Source organism: Chitinophagales bacterium (assembly GCA_020636495.1).
Taxonomy (GTDB): Bacteria; Bacteroidota; Bacteroidia; order Chitinophagales; family Chitinophagaceae; genus UBA5543.
The window spans coordinates 964,186-985,301 of sequence record JACJXQ010000008.1 but is presented as its reverse complement, the minus strand read 5'-3'; the positions used below and the strand labels follow the sequence as shown (position 1 = coordinate 985,301).

The 21,116-nt window shown below is 44.2% G+C and carries 11 protein-coding genes; 5 read left to right on the top strand and 6 right to left on the bottom strand.

Annotated elements, in window-relative coordinates:
* Window positions 1–23: 23 nt before the first annotated feature.
* From H6550_04285 to rsmA, 3 genes are all read right to left on the bottom strand, one after another.
* Window positions 24–3,848, bottom strand: a complete 3,825-nt coding sequence (locus H6550_04285) for a carboxypeptidase-like regulatory domain-containing protein (GenBank protein ID MCB9045343.1) — start codon at window positions 3,846–3,848, stop codon at window positions 24–26.
* Window positions 3,849–3,980: 132 nt separating this feature from the next.
* On the bottom strand, window positions 3,981–4,916 hold the full coding sequence (locus tag H6550_04280; GenBank protein ID MCB9045342.1) for a hydroxyacid dehydrogenase: 936 nt from the start codon (window positions 4,914–4,916) through the stop codon (window positions 3,981–3,983).
* Entirely contained in the window at window positions 4,913–5,677 is a 765-nt protein-coding gene (gene rsmA / locus H6550_04275) for a ribosomal RNA small subunit methyltransferase A (protein MCB9045341.1), read from the bottom strand. Before rsmA ends, H6550_04280 begins: the two co-directional genes overlap by 4 nt.
* Before the next feature lie 124 nt (window positions 5,678–5,801).
* Here rsmA and H6550_04270 point away from each other — a divergent pair, with 124 nt between their 5' ends.
* Window positions 5,802–7,232 carry a leucyl aminopeptidase gene (locus H6550_04270; protein MCB9045340.1) on the top strand — a complete coding sequence of 477 codons (1,431 nt, stop codon included), beginning with the start codon at window positions 5,802–5,804 and terminating at the stop codon, window positions 7,230–7,232.
* A 24-nt stretch (window positions 7,233–7,256) separates the two neighbouring features.
* Window positions 7,257–8,339, top strand: a complete 1,083-nt coding sequence (pdxA, locus tag H6550_04265) for a 4-hydroxythreonine-4-phosphate dehydrogenase PdxA (protein ID MCB9045339.1) — start codon at window positions 7,257–7,259, stop codon at window positions 8,337–8,339.
* Window positions 8,340–8,805: 466 nt separating this feature from the next.
* Here pdxA and H6550_04260 read toward each other — a convergent pair whose 3' ends face one another.
* Window positions 8,806–14,340 carry a hypothetical protein gene (locus H6550_04260; GenBank protein ID MCB9045338.1) on the bottom strand — a complete coding sequence of 1,845 codons (5,535 nt, stop codon included), beginning with the start codon at window positions 14,338–14,340 and terminating at the stop codon, window positions 8,806–8,808.
* 350 nt (window positions 14,341–14,690) lie between these two features.
* Between H6550_04260 and H6550_04255 the strand changes: the two genes are divergently transcribed.
* The 3 genes from H6550_04255 to H6550_04245 are packed head-to-tail and all read left to right on the top strand — an operon-like array spanning window position 14,691 to window position 16,623.
* Window positions 14,691–15,566, top strand: a complete 876-nt coding sequence (locus H6550_04255; protein MCB9045337.1) for a DUF1835 domain-containing protein — start codon at window positions 14,691–14,693, stop codon at window positions 15,564–15,566.
* Window positions 15,563–15,928: a hypothetical protein gene (locus tag H6550_04250; protein MCB9045336.1), complete on the top strand. Its 366-nt coding sequence runs from the start codon at window positions 15,563–15,565 to the stop codon at window positions 15,926–15,928. Before H6550_04255 ends, H6550_04250 begins: the two co-directional genes overlap by 4 nt.
* Before the next feature lie 29 nt (window positions 15,929–15,957).
* The gene (locus H6550_04245) at window positions 15,958–16,623 is read left to right on the top strand and encodes a hypothetical protein (protein ID MCB9045335.1); all 666 of its coding nucleotides are present in this window, start codon (window positions 15,958–15,960) and stop codon (window positions 16,621–16,623) included.
* On the opposite strand, the gene H6550_04240 is transcribed toward H6550_04245, so the two are convergent.
* Entirely contained in the window at window positions 16,624–17,919 is a 1,296-nt protein-coding gene (locus H6550_04240) for a TolC family protein (protein MCB9045334.1), read from the bottom strand.
* Between the two features lie 3 nt (window positions 17,920–17,922).
* A complete protein-coding gene (locus tag H6550_04235; protein ID MCB9045333.1) occupies window positions 17,923–21,021 on the bottom strand; it encodes an efflux RND transporter permease subunit in 3,099 nt (1,032 codons plus the stop codon).
* Window positions 21,022–21,116: the final 95 nt, after the last annotated feature.

Genomic DNA, 21,116 nt, shown 5'->3' with positions numbered 1-21,116 from the left:
ATTGTTCTGAAAAAAGTTTTCAATTAAAAATTCAAATTCAAGCCCAGGTTGATCCTTCTTGGCAGGTTCAGCCTTGTAGACGCAGCTCCTAACAGGTTAGACGAATACAGGTCAACATAAGACTGTTGGTTATACTGCAGGTTGGTTGTCTGGATACCTTGTGGATGTGTCAGGTAACCATCATCGTCTGTCCTGCCGGTATAACCGTCAACAGAAATGATATCACGCCTGTTCAGGATATTGGTAATCAACACATAGGCATTGACGTAAACACCCCTGCTTGCTTTTGTAACCTCCTGGTTCTTTTTGCCAAACTGCAGTTTAAAATCTTTATCCAACCTCATATCCAGCATATAGTGCCATGGTAGACGGGAACCATTTACCTGGCCATCTACAGTATTAGCTACATTTCGAGGCTGTGTATACTTGGTATAAGGCTCACCACTCCTTGTCCTGAAAATGAAGTTCACACCGGCATTTTGCAGGAAGTGAGTATTAGCAATAACAGGGCCCTGATCTTTGCCATACCTGTAGTCTATGTTTGTAACAATATTATGCCTTACGTCAATGTTAAGCGGGAACACCGTGCGGATGTTTGGTAAACCTGCACTAATGAAACCTGACAACAAACCCGGCGCACTGGGGTTACCTGTACTGGCTACTGAAGATGTTGTACCTGACCCTGTACCATTTGCGAACTGCAGGGTATATGCAACATCCATGCGCAGATTTTTAGTACGGCGCAGGTCATATTTCAGCATCATACCTTTGGTTGTTGAGAAGTCGCGGTTACCATAAGTATAGTATGTCGTAGGCCATGCATACAGGTACGGGCGTATCTGTATCATGTCTTTACGCTCTTTGTAAAAACCGGAAATGGTAATAGCGCTTGATTTTGTCAGTGTCTGTTTGAAACCCACCTCGTAGTCAAACAGTTTCTCTGGTTTCAGGTTCGGGTTGTTGATAGTACCACCCTGGTTAGCAGTCAGGTTATAGTAATCAGCCGCCGTAGTGAATACGTTAGATTTAGGCCTTTGAACCACAACATCGTAGTGCGCATAGAACATCGCTTCATCAGATATCGGGAAGTTAAATGATATACGTGGCATAACGTTTATCTGTGGCTTATAGTCTGTGAAAGACGAGTTAGGATCAAATGTACTGTCAGTGATACGTACGTTGTTGTTCACCAGGTATGGCTGAGGATCACGACCACCACTGTATTGTTTCAGTGCAGTAGGATCGTCGATCAGACGACCATATGGATCGTACCAGTCATCGCCATTCCTGTAACCGATAACTGACGGAGTTGGCGACTCGTTGTTATTTACGTATACAACATAGTTATCTCCGATATTAGAAGGAGTAGCACCACCCTCAGTATAATTATTTTTCACGCGTATGTTGCCATTCGCGTCTTTTATATTCTTCGCATCAGCCAGGGTATTTACTTCGTACAAAGAATATGGATCTTTCAACACTTTTGTATTCGCATCGAAACGTTCAACACGAAGACCTACGTTAAAGAAGATGTCCTTGAATTGGAATTTATCCAAAACATAACCGGCAATATAGTTTGGCCTGTAAGAACCAATATCACGTGTATAGTTGCCGTTGGCATCTTTCTTAGTAAAGAAGTCATTGAAGTTTACCTGCCCACGCTGGCGGTTACCTTTATAATCATATCCTGAATAGAAAGCATAAGCATTACCGCTGTTCTGTATCTCATCAGCTGAGAACATGTCTATTGAGAAAGTAGAAGGATCTAATTGATCGATAGCGATGTAATCGGTAGCACTCAAACCGAGTTTTTGCCTCAGGTTATAATCAAACACAGATTGTGCACCTACAGTTGTCCTGTTGTAATATATAGTATCTGTAGGAGAAGGAACAGGACCGTCTATACCACCGATCTGTTCCTTAGTATAATGTTTGCCATCTATAACAAAAATTGGATTCTCCCTGTCCAGGCCAATGTGTGTATTGGTCAACTGGCGCATGTACTGCCATATACCTCCATTGGTGTTAGCTGCGTTGAACTGGTAGTAGCTCTCTGAACGCTGTTGGTAGTATAAACCAAATTCGATAGAGTGGCGCGTTTTGCCTGGTTGCAGATCAAACGACGCATCCACAGATACACCATACTGCTGCACACCACCATTATAATAATATTGGTTTGACTGACCGGTTGTAGTAAACGCGCTATATATAGAAAACGGCATCTGCCCATTGATCAACGCGTTCCTGGTGCGTATCAACTGCTCATCCAGAGGTGAAGGTCCATCCAGATCTCTGAAATACTGGCTGGTATAATTCGCCAATAGCGGGTTCAATTCAGAACGCTCAAATGTGGTTTGAATTGCTTGCCTGTCTACGAGTAACCTTGTTCCGTATATTTTTGTAACACTATCTACACCCGGAGAATAAATAGGGGTATATTCCGTATTGAATTTGCCTACATAACCGTAGTTGAACACATTCTTTTTATGGTTAGGGTCTTCTATTTTCCTGTAATCAGTCTGGTAGTCAACCTGCAAAGTATAGAACGCATTGGATATCAATGACTTTTCCTGCTTCTCTTCGCCATTGGCATTGGTCAGGTTATTTTTCTTCTTGAAACTCTGCTGCAACCTGATGAAACCCCTACCTGTGTAGTTATATTCGTCTGGTATCTCGTCAATAGAAAAATAAGACCATGACCTGTTATATATTTTCGACTTCGAATAGTTGAAAGTACCGCCCGCACTCAGGTTCAACTCATCGGACAGTTGGAAATCTAGTCTACCTGTAAGGCGACCCTCAAACACCTGGGCATTTTGCTTTGCCTTAGTCAGATACAGGTCTTTGCCGGTTACAGTTTCAGCCCTGTTCCTGAATACAGGAACGCCAGACTGGTTGGGAACACCGATCAATGGATTGTCCCTTAAATTCTGCAACACTTCATCCTTAACAGCATAGTTACCATGATATTCAGGACTCCTGTCTTTGTCATACCAGGCATCACCGGCAAGGAAGAAACCAACAATCGGCTTTTTGTTCGTGTGTGTACTATCGGTGTATTTTCTTAATAATGGACCAGAAAGGGTGAAGTTACCCAGGTTGTGACCGTAACCATCTACTGATTTTTCCAGAAGAACACTTCCTCTTAATTTTTCGGAAACACCTTTGGTTGTGATCGTTACCACACCACCTATCGCATCACCATATTTAGCAGGTATACCGGATGTTATTACCTGGATCTGGTCTATAGAACCCTGAGATACGTTAATACCACGGCTACCATATACCTGCACACCATCTATTATATACAGGGTACCGTCAGCACGGCCACCACCTATGCTTACTGCACCACCATCTGTTTGAGAGTATGCACCTGCGGATGTAGATACCATGGTAGTGGTATTACGCGTGGCCATTTGTTCCAATTGGTCAGAGGTCTTGGTAGTCGTACTACCACCCTCATACTTGTTGATCAAAGGAACCTTATAATCAATGATCACTACCTCATCCAGAGTTGTACTGGGCTGTAGCTTTGTTTTCACTTCAGTGTTCTGGTCAACGCTGACAATTACACCTACTGTCTTACTCTCTTTGTAACCTATATACTTAACGGTCAGGTCATACCTGCCCGGAGCCAGTGGTTTAATAACGAAGTTTCCATCAAAATCAGTCGCAGCACCTCCTTTTAAGATACCTCCCTGGTAGGCCTGAACCACTGCACTAATAACAGGTTCGTTCTTATCATCTACGACCGAACCGACTATTGCACCACTGGTACCTTGAGCCAAAACCTGTCCGGAAACTGCCGTAAAAACCAACACTAATAAAAAGCGTAGTAAATTTGTCATATCCTGCATTAAATAAATATTAACCAAATGAACGGTAAAGATAAAAATCTTTGTTAAAAGTAATACGCCGCTCCATAAATTTTGTCAGTATAATGTTTGTTTTCCTTATATTAAACCTTAACCCGATACATCTTACCCCAACATGACAATTCTGTCTAATAGAACCTTGCTCATTTTGTACAGGGCTTCATGGCTGTAACCTGCTATATGCGGAGTAATTATTACCTGGTCTAATTGACTGATCTTGTGCAGGTAATCTTTCATCCGTGGCGTCATTGCCGTAATCGGCTCTTCCTCCCATACATCAAGGCATGCGCCCGATATTTTACCCGCAGAAAGACCGTCTGAAAGTGCTTCTGTATCTACCACTTTCCCACGGGACGTATTGATAAGAATGAATGGTTTTCTCATTCGCTCGACAAAGGTTTTGTCCATGTAATGAACCGTCTTGTTAGTCAACGGAACATGAAAACTTATTATATCACATGTTTCAAATATTTTTTCAAGACTCGGGCATCTTTCTACATATTCAGGTAGCAAAATTTCCTCTGAAGAGTCATATGCATATATTTTCACATCAAATGCTGCAAGCTTCTTTGCAAAACAGCTTCCGGTATGGCCAAAACCAATAATACCCGCATTTTTGCCCTCCAACTCTTCACCCCTGTTCTCATCTCGCAGCCATTTGCCGTCAATAACTTCATTACTGCTCTTCCTGATCTTTTTGGTTAGGCTCAGCAGCATTCCCATAGCGTGTTCTGCCACGGCATTACGGTTGCCTTCAGGGCTACTGAAACAAGTTATACCTTTTGATTTTGCATATTCCAGGTCTATTATCTCCATACCACTGCCCATGCGCCCTACCCATTTCAGGTCTGGCGCACTATCCAGCAATTCCCTATCAATAATCAGGCGGGTAGATGTTACAATTCCTGTACAGCCTTTAAGCAGATTTTTAGCCTCGTTCTGGGTTATTTTCTCCCGCACTATCAATTCATAGTCTCTATCTATCAACCCATCGGTTAGTATATCGTGCACAGGTGCTGCTATTAATACCTTTCCTCTCATGCATAATATGCTTTATATAGCCTTACGAAATCGGCAACTGATAATTGTTCAGCCCTTTTATCCATGATCGGGTCTTTCAGTGCTTCAGCACTTAACAGCGGTTTTAGTGCGTTGCGTAGCGTTTTACGTCTTTGTCCGAAAGCTGTTTTCACAAGCGTGATGAACTTTCGTTTGTTATCTATGCTATATGGATTATTAATATTTGTACACTTAAGTACCCCGCTCATTACTTTGGGAGGTGGCGTAAAGCATTTCTGGTGTACATCAAACAGGTATTCTACCTTGAAAAAGGCCTGCATCAATACACTTAAAATACCATATACTTTAGATCCTGGACCTGAGCTGACCCGCTGAGCCACCTCTTTCTGGAACATACCTATCACTTCGTCTACCAGTGGCTCCCACTCCAGTATCTTAAATAATATGGGCGATGATATATTATACGGGAAATTGCCTATAACGGTAAAATGCCCTTCATAGGGCACATCTGCTTTGAGTATATCCTGCTGTACGATCTTGCCTTGTAGGTCAGGGTATGTGGCCTGCAAATACTTCACCTTCTCCTCATCTACCTCAATAGCTTTATAGCTAATGTCTTGTTTCTGAATGATATATTTGGTTATAGCCCCACCACCGGGACCAATTTCCAATACCTGCATTCCTTTTTTTTCAGGCAACTGCTCCACTATTTTCATACAGATATTTTCATCCTGCAGAAAATGCTGCCCCAGGCTTTTCTTTAATGTATATGGTTGCTTCAATACGATATATTAATTAGCAATATATTTTTGACCCCTGCAATTTAGCAGGGCAAAGTTAGGTTTAAACTTGGCAACCTATTACCTTGTGAGCTAACTTTGCACAACATTTATTATTAATTCCGAGATGAAGTTCAGCATTTTACAGAAAGAGCCTAAGAAGCACCAGTTGTATATACTGGATACTATTAACGAACTGAAACAAGTAACAGTTCTGGATAAAGAAGAGGCAGAGTATGCCAAAAAAGCGCATAAGAATAAGGAAAGCCTTATACGCATCAACCAATACAACAGGTTTGTATTCATATATATATTAGAAGAACAACCAACAGAATCGCAGGTTTCGGAAGCTATACGTAATACAGGCGCTACACTGCAAACCATAGCTGTAAAACACAGTATGGATGAGTTGTGTATCATCAGCTTGTCAAAAGTGCGCAACGCAGCTTATGCGCTTGCAGAAGGCCTGGCACTGGCCAACTACCAATTCCTGAAATATAAGAGCAGCGCTACCGTAAACAGCCTGCAAACCATCACTTTTACCCAAAAATCAATAACAGTAAAAGAGGTGCAGCAACTGACTATAACGACAGAAGCTGTAATCCGTGCAAGAAACCTGGTGAATGAGCCACTGAATTACCTTTCGGCTGTACAACTGGCGAAAGAAATAGCCGCGCTGGGCAAGGAAGCCGGGTTTACTGTCACTACCTTACAGAAAGCCGCAATAGTAAAAGAGAAAATGGGAGGCATACTGGCCGTGAATATGGGTAGTAAGAACCCTCCTACGTTCACTGTAATGGAGTATAAACCCAAAAAGGCGCTGAACAAAAAGCCAATAGTGCTGGTGGGTAAGGGTGTAGTATATGATACAGGTGGAGTCTCTCTGAAACCCACTGCCAACAGCATGGACAGGATGAAAAGCGATATGAGTGGCTCTGCTGTGGTTACAGGCTCCATGTACGGCATAGCCAAAATGCAATTACCATTGCACGTGATAGCCCTTGTACCTGCAACCGACAACCGTCCCGGAGAGGACGCCTATGTGCCGGGAGATGTAATAACCATGTATAGTGGCACTACTGTTGAGGTATTGAATACTGATGCAGAAGGCCGCCTGCTGCTGGCAGACGCACTGCACTGGGCCAAACGCTATAGCCCTGAGTTAGTGCTGGATTTCGCTACACTGACGGGTGCCGCCTCGGTAGCTGTAGGCCCGCATGGCATAGTATGCATGGGTACAGCCGGCGAAGATGTGAAGAAGTCATTTCACGAAAGTGGTTACCGCCAATATGAGCGATTGGTAGAATACCCCTTATGGGACGAATATGGCAAAAAACTCAAGTCGGACATCGCTGATATGAAGAACATTGGCGATGGTAATGGCGGCGCTATATCTGCCGGTAAGTTCCTGGAGCATTTTACAGACTACCCATGGATGCACTTTGATATAGCGGGTGTATCATTCAATACTGCCAAAACAGGCTACCTGCCCGCAGGTGGTACAGGCTACGGTATACGCATGCTGCTGGACTTTTTACAGCATTACGGCAAGAACTAATTATTTAACCCAAAGGGCAAACAAATGCAGACCAACTCAGAAAAACCAATTATAGGTGTAACCATAGGCGACCTGAACGGTATAGGCCCCGAACTGATCATAAAGACCTTTTCGGACAACCGTATTATGGACCTCTGCACACCAGTCATTTTTTCATCCAACAAGGTGATCAACTACTATCGCAGGGCGGTAGAGGATCAGCATTTCAACTTTCACAGCACCAAAGACCTGAACAACCTGAACCTAAAACAGGTGAATGTGTTTAACTGCTGGGAAGAAGAGGTGCCCATACAACCCGGTGCGCTGACAGAGCAGGCCGGTAAATACGCAGTACGCTCGCTGATGGTGGCTACACAATGCCTGAAAGATGGCCAGTTGGATGCCCTGGTGACCGCACCTATACACAAAAGCAATACACAGATACCGGACTTTCCGCATACGGGGCACACGCCTTTTCTGAAAGAGAAATTCGGAGTGAAGGATGTGCTGATGCTGCTGTATCATAACAACCTGAGGGTAGCACTGGCTACAGAGCACATCCCGATATCCAAGGTAGCAGGGCAGATAACCAAAGATAACCTGACCTCAAAGCTCAACCTGCTGAAGGATACGCTGGTAAAGGACTTCGGTATCATGAAACCGAAGATAGCAGTGCTGGGACTGAATCCTCACGCCGGCGATAACGGCACTATTGGCGAAGAAGACAAGAACATCATCGCGCCACTGGTGGAAAGTATGCAGCAACAGGGCAACCTGGTGTACGGGCCATTTGCGGCAGATGCCTTCTTTGCACGCGGCAGCTATACCGAATTTGACGCCGTACTGGCCATGTATCACGACCAGGGGCTGGTAGGCTTCAAAACACTGGCACAGGGACAAGGTGTAAACTATACAGCCGGACTGCCTGTGGTGCGCACTTCGCCGGACCATGGTACCGCTTTTGACATAGCCGGTAAGAGTATAGCCGACGAGTCATCTTTCAGGGCGGCTGTATTCCAGGCTATAGACATATTGCGCCAGAGAGAAGAATATGCTACCAACACCGCCAACCCACTGGTAAGGACAGTAGAGACAAAGAGCGGCCGCAGGGAAGACAAAGTAGTATAACTACATTCACATATCATTCGCTGAATGCCGGTATGCCAGGGTGTACCGGCACTTTTTTTTCTGAACCAGGATTTACAAGATTCCCGGGATAAGCAGAATTTGTTGCGTCCTCCTAGCAATCGGGATGTTCAATTTTTCATTATCAGCCACAAGCTTTCACAAATCAATTGTTAAGTATTGTTAAGTGATCAGCGTGTTTTTTGCCTGAATGAGTACCCTGGTATTGTTGTTTTTTGTTGTAAAAAAGGCAACTTCATTCTCAATGCTCTGTAACCAGCTGATTATCAACAGTAATCAATTTCGAGAATGTTGTGACCAGAACCTCTTTTTCAAAGAACTTGACTTACATACAGGGAAGTACGTGACAATACAAATATACGTAAAATTGCTATAATAATTTTTATATTAACAAAACACAAGAGGGCCGCTGATCAGCGGCCCTCTTTATATTCTTTACTTGTTTGTATTACTTGTTGGATATGAACTTGAGCAGGTGTACCCTGCCTTCGGCAGTGATACGTACCATATGCAGGCCGTTGCTCGCCCTGTCTCCCAGTTCTATCCTTGTGTTCAGTTCGTGGTTACGTACCGGAACATCTTCCTTATAAATAAGTGCACCTACCGCATTGATCACTTCAACATACACATGCTCATCTGTCCTTCCCTGAGACAAGGTGCCTTTCAGTATAAATGTACCATTGTTCGGGTTCGGAGCAATAACCACATCTTCAAACAGCTCTGCCTGTTTTACCTCAGGTACACCCACGCCTACCGACAATACTACGATGTTACTCAGTGCAGTATCCGGTGTACGGCAACTGTCGGTTGTTGTAATGAACAGCGAGATAGTATCTCCATCCTGCGGGTCGAGGTCTGTATATACGATACCTGTAGCACCCGGAATGTCTACACCATTTTTGCGCCATTGGTAAGTAGCGTTAGGCGTATTTACAGAGCTGGTGAACCAAACGATATCACTGTTGGTTAATACCGTACCCGGATTGGCAGCAATACCTGCTGTTGGCGGCGCTGTCGGGTTAACTGTCATTGTTATGCTGTTGGTAGATGCTATCGATGGAGCATTGATACAATTATCGCTGCTGACAAACCTTGTGGTTATCACGTCCTGGTGGCCTACTGTATTCATCGTAAATATGTTACCTGTAACACCTGTCTGGTCAACACCATTCAGGCTCCACTGGTACACAGGCGAGTTGCCTACATTAACACCTGCAACCGAGAAAATAGCAGATTGATTATCACATATCGTATCGTTTGGCGATACAGAAATGCTGGCTGATGGCGTAACAATATTCATGGTCAGCGTGTTACTGATGGCGCTGTCAGGAGCAGGACAAACTGCCGTGATATCCATTCTGCAGCTGATCTTATCGCCAGATGCCAGTGAATTGGTTATGTATGAGATGCTATTTGCACCTGATATATCCGCACCATTCAGGCGCCATTGATATGATTGTGAAGTACCGCTGTTGAACGGCGTTGCTGTGAAGGTCACCTCGCCATTCACGCAGGCTGTTACACCCGTATTGGCGAGAACTACCACACCCGGAGTAGTCAGCGGGTTCACCGTCATGGCAATAGCATTACTTGTATCCATCGATTTTGTAACACACATAAGGCTGCTGGTCAATACGCAGGTAACGACATCGCCGTTGGCCAGGCTGTTGCTGCTATAACCGTTTGCGTTAATACCTACGTTGCTGCCATTGAGCTTCCACTGGTAAGTTGGCGCAGTACCCTCATTGGTTGGTGTCGCCAGGAATGAAACCAATGTTCCGGCGCAGACCGTATCATCCGGCGACACTGCGATCGTAACATCAGGTGTCACAATGGCATTAACTGTCATCGTTACAACATTGCTGGTATCATCAGGTTTAGTCAGGCACATCTCACTGCTGGTCATGATCACCCGTACGGCGTCGTTATTGGCCAGTGTACTGCTGGAGAACGTAGTACTGTTGGTACCTACGTTGCTACCATTGATCTGCCACTGGTAGGTTGGTGTTGTACCACCATCTGTTGGTGTGGCGGTAAAGGTCACATTCGTACCTGTACATATTGTATCGTTCGGGCTTTCAACAATGGTCACTACCGGTGTCAGGTACGGTTTAACCGTCATGGTAATACCATTGCTGGTATCTGCTGCTTTGGCCAGGCAAGTCTCGTTGCTGGTCATTACCACTGTTACCACATCGTTGTTGGCCAGTGAAGTAGTAGCAAATGTAGCACTATTGGTACCGGCATTTGTTCCGTTCACTTTCCACTGGTATGTTGGCGTAGTACCACCATTAACCGGTGTTGCTGTGAATGTAGTATTGGTACCTACACAAATAGTATCATCCGGGCTTACCGTGATGGTTACGTCAGCAACCAGGTTAGGATTAACCGTCATTGTTATTTCGTTGCTTGTATCTGCCGCTTTGCTCAGGCACATTTCGCTGCTGGTCATGATCACCCTTACCACGTCATTGTTAGCCAATGTAGTACTTGAGAACGAAGCGTTGTTGGTACCAACGTTACTACCGTTCACCTGCCACTGGTACGTAGGTGTTGTACCCTCATTTACTGGGGTAGCTATGAATGTTACATTCGTACCATCACAGATGGTATCATTCGGCAGTACTATAATAGTTACATCAGGTGTCAGTATTGGTTTCACATTCATAGTGATACCTGCACTGGTGTCTTTTGATTTGGTAACACATAGTTCGCTGCTGGTCATGATCACATCTACCACATCATTATTAGCCAGTGTAGTAGTAGAGAATGTAGCACTGTTAGCACCTGCATTTGTTCCGTTCACCCTCCATTGATATGATGGTGTCGTACCACCGTTGACCGGCGTAGCAGTGAAGGTAGTATTTGTACCTACGCATATAGTATCGTTTGGCGCTACTGTTGTTGTTACATCAGGTGTAACAATAGGCCTAACGTTCATTGTGATCACATTACTTGTGTCCTTGCTCTTGGTAACGCAGGTATCTCCTGTTGTCACGATACACCTGATCATATCACCATCTGCAAGTGATCCATTCATGTAGGTATTACTATTAGTGCCTACATCTGAACCATTTACCTGCCATTGGTAAGATGGAGTGTTGCTTGCATTTGTAGCAACCGCAGTGAAGGTTACACTGGTACCCTGGCAAATAGTATCGTTCGGGCTGGCTGTTATGGTCACATCAGGGGTAACTTTCGATTTTACGCCTATAGTAATTACATTACTTGTATCGGTCGGCTTGGTAAGGCACATGCTACTGCTGGTCATATAGCACCTTACCTTGTCACCATTGGCCAAAGTAGTAGAACTGTAGGTCAGGTTATTCAGGCCTACATTAGCACCATTTACCTGCCATTGATAAGTTGGCGTCAGACCACCATTTGCAGATGTAGCGGTGAAAGTTACATTCGTACCATCGCAAATTGTATCGGTGGGGAAGTGTGTGATCACTATCGCCGGAGTTAAATTCGGCATTACAGTCATGGTCACCGGATCGCTGGTATCCTTTGGTTTTGTCAGGCAGACACCATTGCTGGTCATGATACACCTGATAACATCCCCTGTACTGAAGGTAGTGCTTGAATATGTATTGCCTGTACCCGCATTCACACCATTAAGCTGCCACTGGTAGGTTGGCGAAGTACCACCGTTAACCGGATTAGCAGTAAACGTGGTCATGGTACCTGCGCAGATAGTATCATTCGGAGCAACACCCAGTGTTACATCAGGTGTAATGTTCGGGAACACTGTCATCTTGATACTGTTGCTGGCAGCAAGTGATGTGGTAACGCATGGTTCGCTGCTCGTCATTACACAAACAACCACATCGTTATTATTTAAACCACCTACATTAAATGTCGGACTGTTAGAACCTACATTAGTGCCGTTCACCTTCCATTGATAAGAAGGAGTAGTACCACCATTAACCGGAGTTGCTGTAAATGTTACAGGTGTACCGGCGCATATTGTATCCTTAGGACTAACCGTAATTGACACCGAAGGTGTCAGGTTAGCCTTTACGGTCATATTAATTGTGTTACTGGTATCTTTCGATTTAGAGATGCAAGCTTCGCTTGTAGTCAAAATACACCATACAGCATCGCCATTGGCAAGTGTACTGGTATTATATGAATTGCTGTTGGTACCCACATTGGCACCGTTCTTTTTCCACTGGTAAGATGGTGTTAAACCACCATTAGCCGTAGTAGCACTGAATGTTGTGCTGGCGCCTGCGCAAATAGTATCGTCAGGGCTGACAGATATAGTTATTACCGGTGTCAGTATAGGGTTCACCGTCATAGTTATAGCATTACTTGTTGCGGTAGCAGAAGTAACACACACTATACTACTGGTAAGTACACAGGTAACAACGTCTCCGTTGGCAAGTGTATTAGTAATAAAAGTAGCACTGTTGCTACCAACATTAGATCCGTTCACTTTCCACTGGTAAGCAGGAGTACCGCCACCATTTGTGCTGTTGGCAGTGAAAGTAACCTGTGTTCCCGCACATATAGTATCATTAGGTGTAAGTGTGATAGCTACTACAGGAGTAAGCTTGGCTGTTACCGTCATGGCAATACTGTTGCTGTTGGCAGGACCGTTCACGACACAAGCAGAACTGCTGGTCAGCACACAAGACACTACATCGCCGTTAGACAATGATGAAGTAGTGAATGTACTACTGTTGGCACCCGCATTTGCACCATTTACTTTCCACTGGTAAGATGGAGTTGTTCCGCCGTTAACAGGTGTAGCTGTAAAGGTTACGGTATCGCCTCCGCAAACAGATGAGCCTTTGTTTGAGGCAATGCTTACTGATGCGGTGGCACCGGTAGTCGCCATAGTCAGGCCTGCACTGTTTACAGTATCAGGGCTGACACAGGTAGCATTACTTGTCATCTTAACGCTCACTATATCACCATTATTAATAGTATTAGTAGTATATGTAGCACCAACAGCCATGATGGTACCATTTACCTTCCACTGGTAAACAGGTGTTGTACCACCGTTTACAGGTGTCGGGGTGAATGTAACAGTATCGTTTACACAGATACTTGTACCCTTATTGGAAGCAATAGTAACAGATGGTGTCAGCACCGGGTTCACCGTCATGGCAATTGAATTACTGTTTGCCGTTGTTGTGCTGATACATTGCGCATTACTTGTTAAAACGCAAGTGATGACATCTCCATTTGAAAGTGACGATGTAGAATAGATATTACTGTTGACACCAACATTAGCGCCATTTTTCTTCCACTGGAATGATGGTGAGGATCCACCATTGACCGGTGTTGCTGTAAAGTTAACCGACTGTCCTGCGCATATACTGGTGCCGCTGCCCGAAGCAATGGTAACCGATGGTGCAACAATAGGATTAACCGTTATGGTCATAGTATCACTATTGACAACTACCGGGCTGGCACATGCTTTATTTGAGGTCATCTCGCAATACACAACGTCGTTATTGGACAGCGTATTGGTATTAAAGTATTTACTGTTGATACCTGCGTTGGCACCATTTACTTTCCATTGATAGGTTGGACCTCCACCACCATTGGTATTGGTTGCGGTAAAATGCATAGTATCTCCGGCACAGATAGTTGTGAGGCCAGTAGATGTAGATAAAGATAATGTTGGCGTAACCACAGGGCTCACCACCATAAGAATTTTGTTACTCGTAACTGTGGTGGGGCTGGCACCGGGGTCGTTGCTGGTCAACACACAATACACCGTGTCATCATTTGCTAATGTTGTTGTAGAAAATGTACTGCTGTTGGTACCAACATTCACGCCATTTATCTTCCATTGGTAGGTAGGGGTAGTACCTCCATTAGTGATGTTGGAAGAAAAAATAACGTTTGCACCAGCACAGACGCTTATTCCCAAATTGGAATTGATGCTGATGGATGGCACCACTGCGCTTGCAGCCATCGGGATAGTAAATAGCGCAACAACCAGGTAGAATAAAAATTTCCTCATAAAGCTTTATTATTGACAATATAATTTTCCCGTCTTAAGTCCGGATATATAGATATACACATAGCTATACATATAGATATATGGTCAGGTATTTCTACCTTATTCACATCCGAATATTTAAAACTGATTATAAAAATAGTCTTTTAACATTCCTTTTACAAGCATAATTATTAATAAATGAATATGCATTAATAATTTTCAATATGCAATGTAGCTTTATAAAGACGAAACTGACGAATACTTAGTTAGACATATCAAAAAAATAGTTTTATACGACTCTTATATCAACTGTGGATACAAAATTTCTGCAAATCAAAATCCAGAACATTCTATCAACTATTTTTACGGCTATGATATACCATATTGTAGTAGGTGACATGGCAGCACCACCTTTGCTGGAGGCTATCAGTACAGAAGAATCTATGCAAGGCGAAGTAATAGTTCTGAAAGACATCCTGCATGTTGGCCCAATAAAAAAAGCCCCGGGACAGTCATTCAGCCAGCTACGCTCAGCATTCTGGAAAGACGTAGTAAATGATGAAAAGCAGGAAACAGAAGTACAAGACCTGGAACACCTGCTGGAAGTGACCACACAACTGAATAATAATCCCGAAGACGTAGTATGGTTATGGATGGCTCCATGGCCGGCGGATGTCTGTGCTTACTATTGGATGCTGAACTATATGGGCAAACACCTGGATCGGTTCTATGTGCTTAACCTGGCAGGCCTGCCTTTCCTGGATGCTGAGGGAAAAGTATACTACCCAAAGAACATGAGCGAGATATTACCCAAAGAATTGATAAAAGCCCGCAGGCTGGCCAGGCAGGTAACACCAGCAGAACTGGAAATAGACGGTGAAGAATGGCTGAACATGACCGCTGAGAATGCAGGCATGAGGCTGCTGGAGGGTGGTAAGAAGCTCTATACGCGCGATGAATCGTTTTATGACGAAAAATTACTGAGCTTCTGCTCGCAGCAATTCCAGAAGGCGCACCGTATTGTGAACCAGACCATCAGCAAACTAAGCGTACCTACCGGCAACCTGTACCTGGGCTGGCGGCTGCGTAAACTTATAGAGAATAGTACACTTGAAGTAATGGGCGATACGAATAAGACACTACGCGATTTCAGTGTAAAATTGCCAGGTGGCAGCAGCGAAGCGATTGCAGCAGAAGACGAAAGCACCGATAGCGATGCTGAAACCATCCAAAAAGAAACAGCATGATCAAGGTGACAGCCATTGTGCCCGCGGGTACAGACGAAAGGGGCTATACTGCCGAATTTGTTCAGCAACGAACGGGCACGCACCTGATCGTTTTCCGCAAAGCGGGTACAATCAGCGGCAGGCACTATCACAAGGGGCTATCATCTACTAAAGACCCGGAGATTCTCATCCTGCTGAACGGCACCTGTACCTTCAACTGGAAACATATAGATGATGCAGGAGTACAAACTGCGCAACACACAGGACCTATGCAGTTTGAGATACCACCATATATATGGCACGAGCTGATACCCGATACCGACTGCACTTTCATGGAACTGAATTCAATAGCAGAGCATGCGGCAGATACTTTCCGCCTGTAAAACATCAGGCAAACATTATTTTTGCATCTATGACATTTGATATACCACTGGCTGAACAAAGAGTGAAACCACACCAGGTAACAGCACTGCACCTGCTGTCAGGTTTTGCCATGCTGGCCTTTGGCGCTATATTGCTGATGCTGAATAACATAGTTATTCCTGAACCTGATGCTGCAATACCTGTTCCGGAAAAAAGTTTTGACATGACGGACATTACAGCGTCATTTGTGATACTCTCCAGCCTGGTCATAATCATCTCAGCACTGTTTCGCAACAAATGGCTGTTAAGAGCGATTAACAACAAAGCATTCAGGATAATAGAGCTGGTGTTATCCGCCGGTATTGCCACATACCTGCTATCTGCACAATTTTACACCCTCGCTTCTATCTTCGGCCTGCTATTTGCAACAATAATCTTCGCCATCTCGCAGGAGAACAGCAAAAGTGGAAATACTCCTCACGTTATCATCAACGATGAAGGTATTAAACCTCCATTTGCACTGAAAAGACGTTTCATTAATTGGGGAGAAGTAGAAAAAGTACTGTTGCGCCATGGCAACCTGACCATCAACTGCACAGACAACAGGTTGTACCAATGGACGACACAACAGCACGATACCGATACGGAAATAGTTGAAGCCTTTTGCGATGCACAAATAGCTGCAGCAAGAAAAAAAGGGAATAACAACTGGTAATTATTTTACCAAAGCACCTTCCAGTTCCAGCACTTTGGTTTCGTTCACTTTCAGGTTGTAAGCTGCTGTATAGTAGCGTACCAATGATTGAACATAGCTATTTTCCGCTTCGCGAGTTTCCAGCGTATTGGCTATACCTACCTTGAAACGCTCTTTTTGTATATACAGGTTCTCTTTGGCGTACTCAAGATTTTGCTTTTCCAGCTTATATGCGCTGACCGCTACTTTATAATTATTCCATGCTATGCGGTATGCCTTTCCCAGCTCAACCGTTTGTTTATCATATAACAATTGGTATTGCATAGACTGTAGAGAGGCTATACGAGCTTCCCTGCGAATGTTGCCTCCCCTGAATAAAGGCAGGCTTAACGTCAGTCCCCCGTTGGGGCCAAAGCTCTGGTTGAAGGTTGTAAAGCCTGACTGGCTCTGCGTATTATTATAACCATAGCCACCATTCAAAGCCAGTATAGGCATAAATGCTGTTTTCGCCATTTTGGCATTCAGTAGTGAAGCCTGTGCGTTATACTTTGCTATGCTCAACGATGGGTTCAACTGCTCAAGCAACTCCTTATTTTCAGGCAATAATTCGGTATCCAGGTCCAACTCATCCTGCACACGATAAGGGCGGTCAGCATCTTCACCCATCAATGCATTCAGCGATGCGAGTGATGCCCCAAGCGAAGCCTCCTGCTGTAAAGAATCTGATTGTCGACTGTTATAGTCTACCCTTGCCTGCAAGTAATCAACTTTAGCAGAAGAACCATTCTCAAACTTCAGCCTGGACAACTCCATTCTTGTTTTAGCCAACAAAAGCCCGGTATCTATCGCCACTCCCTGCTGCTGTTGCAGTACTGCTAAAGCATACGACTGTATCACTTGCGAAACAACCGATTGTACCTGCTCTTTCAATTGCGCCTCTCCTGCTTTTTCCAGTACATTCAATTGTTTCTTTTTCAGGAACATCTTACCACCATCAAACAATGTCCAGTTAAGATTAACAGAGCCGGTGTAATTGATAGATGCGGCATTATTTACCTGCTGGGTACGGCCGTCAATAAAGTTGATCTTTACATTCTGCGAACTGACATTTACGCCGCCAGTGGCATTGATATTAGGAGACATGCCTGCATTACCCATTGTATTATTCACCTCTGCCTGCATACCATCAGCTCGTGCCACCTGGATATCAAAGTTATTCTTCAGGGCTTGTTGAATAGCCATATCCAATGAAAGCAGCTCCTGTGCGTATGCGCAGGATTGCAGACAACATAACAATATGAATAAACGTTTCAACATACCCTATTCGTCCAGTTTTAATATTGCTGTTGAGGCCGGTGTTTTTCTCCTGGAAAGGAAAGTGTACATAACCGGCACGATAAACAATGACAGCAACAAAGAAAATAATATTCCGCCTACGATAACAATGCCCAATGGTATGCGGCTGGTTGATGCAGCGCCTAATGACAATGCCAGCGGTAATGCACCAAACATCATCGCAAAGCTCGTCATGAGTATCGGGCGCAGACGCATACCAGCTGCTTCAATAGCTGCTTTTGTTCTTGTGGCTCCCTGGTCTCTCAACCTGTTGGCATATTCTACTATCAGTATGCCATTCTTTGTCACCAATCCTATCAGCATGATCATGCCTATCTCAGAGAATATATTCAGTGTATGACCGAATAACCATAATGACAACAGCGCACCCGCTATGGCCAATGGCACAGTAAGCATAATAATAAAAGGATCTATAAAACTTTCAAACTGCGCAGACAGTACCAGGTAAATGAGTATCAATGCCAGGATAAATGCGAATGATGTATTGGATGAACTCTCTGCAAAGTCTTTGGAAGAACCTCCCAAAGAAGTGGTAAAGCTGTCATCTATCAGGCCTTCATCTTTCAGTTTGGCGTATATCTCATCCATAGCCTCCAATCCATCACCAATGGTATAGCCCGGTGCCAACCCTGCCGATATGGTAGCGGATTTGTAACGGTTGTAGTGATACATCTGCGCAGGGCTGGTAGTTTCTTCCAGTTGCACAAGATTATCTATTGAGACCATTTCTCCTGTATTGGTTCTTACATAGAACTGTTTGAGGTCGAGTGGTGCCTCCCTGCTCTCTCTGAGCACCTGTCCCAGTAGCTGGTATTGCTTACCATTCTTGGTAAAATATCCAAGTCTTTTATTACTCAAGGCAAATTGAAGGGTCTGTGCCACCTCCTCGATAGATATGCCCATGCGAGATGCTTTTTCCCTATCGATAGAAACCGTCAGTTCAGGCTTATTGAATTTCAGATCTGCATCCACACCTTGCAGTATGGGGTTGTTATTGGCTTCTTCAAGGAAGCGTGGTAATGCTTTGGAAAGTTTATCGAAATTGATGTTTTGTAAAATGTATACAATTGGATAATTACTGCCACCGCGTTGTACTGAAATGGTCTGCTCCTGCAAAGCGAACGCCTTACCATAATTAAATTTCCCAAGGCTACTATTGACCATTTGCACAATATCATTCTGGCTGCGTTCGCGTTCCGACGCATCAATCAATGGTACAAAACTGAAACCTGTATTCACAGCACCTGAACCTGTAAAGCCAGGTGCTGTAACGGAAAGTATCACACGTTTCTCAGGCACACTGTCTATTAGCATGTCCACTATATTATTCATATAGTTTTCCATAGCATCATATGATGTACCTTCGGGAGCAGATACGGCAAGACGGAAACGGTTCTTATCTTCCATAGGTGCCAGCTCAGTTTGTAGTGTGCGACCTATAAGTATGATGAGTGCGAAAGTAGCGACTATACCTGTGGTTGCTATCCATTTATGTTTCATGATCCACCTCAGCGCCATACTATAGCCATTTTCCATACCTGCAAAAAATGGTTCAGTCCTGATATAGAATTTTGATGGCTTGTGTACTTCTTTGGTCAGGAATACATTCAGAACAGGAGTAAGTGTCAGCGAAACGAATGCTGATATCAATACCGCACCCGCTACTACTACACCGAACTCTTTGAACAAGCTCCCGGTAAAACCCTGTAAGAATATGATAGGTATGAATACAATAGCCAGTGTGATGGAAGTAGCGATAATGGCAAAATATATCTCCTCGCTTCCCTCCTTCGCGGCACGGTGTTTCTCCATGCCCTTCTCCAGTTTTTTATAGATATTCTCGGTCACTACTATACCATCATCCACCACAAGACCGGTAGCCAGCACAACTGCCAGAAGGGTAAGTATATTAATGGTGAACCCCATCAGGTACATAATGAAGAAGGCACCTATCAGACTAACGGGTATATCCAGTAAGGGGCGTAATGCAATACGCCAATCGCGGAAGAACAGGTAGATGATAATAATAACAAGCGCGATGGCTACAAACAATGTCTCCTCAACCTCGCTGATAGATTTTTTAATGTACTGTGTATTGTCCAGGGCTACATTCAGCGTAAAATCTTCAGGTACATCTTTTTTTATTTCCTCGTAGCGCTTGTAAAATTCATCAGCAATGGCCACATAATTAGAACCCGGCTGCGGCGTAATGGCCAGGGCTATCATGGGCACGTTACTTTCTTTCAATATGGTCTCTTCATTTTCAGGCCCCAATGCCGCCTCTCCAATTTCACGGAAACGAACGTCTGTTCCGTTAACGTTTTTGATAATGAGGTTATTAAAATCCTCTTCGGTGTACAGCCTTCCAAAGGTGCGTACCGACAATTCTGTTTGTTGACCACTAAGCTTACCGGAAGGCAATTCAATATTCTGTTTATTCAATGCAACCTGTACATCAGAGAAAGTGATCCCGTAGCCTGCCATTTTAAGCGGGTCCAGCCACATACGCATAGCATAGCGTTTTTCGCCCCAGATACGTATGTAGCTTACACCGGGTATGGTCTGCAAACGTTCTACCAACACGTTCTCAGCATATTCGGTCAACTCCAGTTGGTTTTTGGTATGACTCTCAACGGTCATAGATATGATAGGCCCCGCGCTGGCATCGGACTTTGAAACCACGGGAGGCGCATCAATATCCTGCGGCAGATTGCGCACAGCCTGCGACACCTTATCCCGTACATCATTCGCGGCAGCTTCCAGATCTATCCTAAGGTCGAACTCTACAGATATGCTACTGTTACCCAAGGCACTGGTAGACGATATACTCTTAATACCAGCAATACCATTGATAGATTTCTCCAATGGTTCTGTTATCTGCGACTCAACAATATCAGGGTTGGCACCCGCATATGAGGTACGCACATTAATAATGGGTGGATCAATAGATGGGTAATCCCTCACTCCAAGGAAATCGAAGCCTATGACACCGAAGATCACGATGATGATATTCAGTACAAGAGCCATTACCGGGCGCTTTAACGATATGGAGGGTAAACTCATGAATTGCTAAAAAGTAGTCAAAGATAAGGATGTAGACGTTTCAGAAAATTATATTAATCTATCTGAACATAAAGAGAGCAAATGTGTTAAATAAA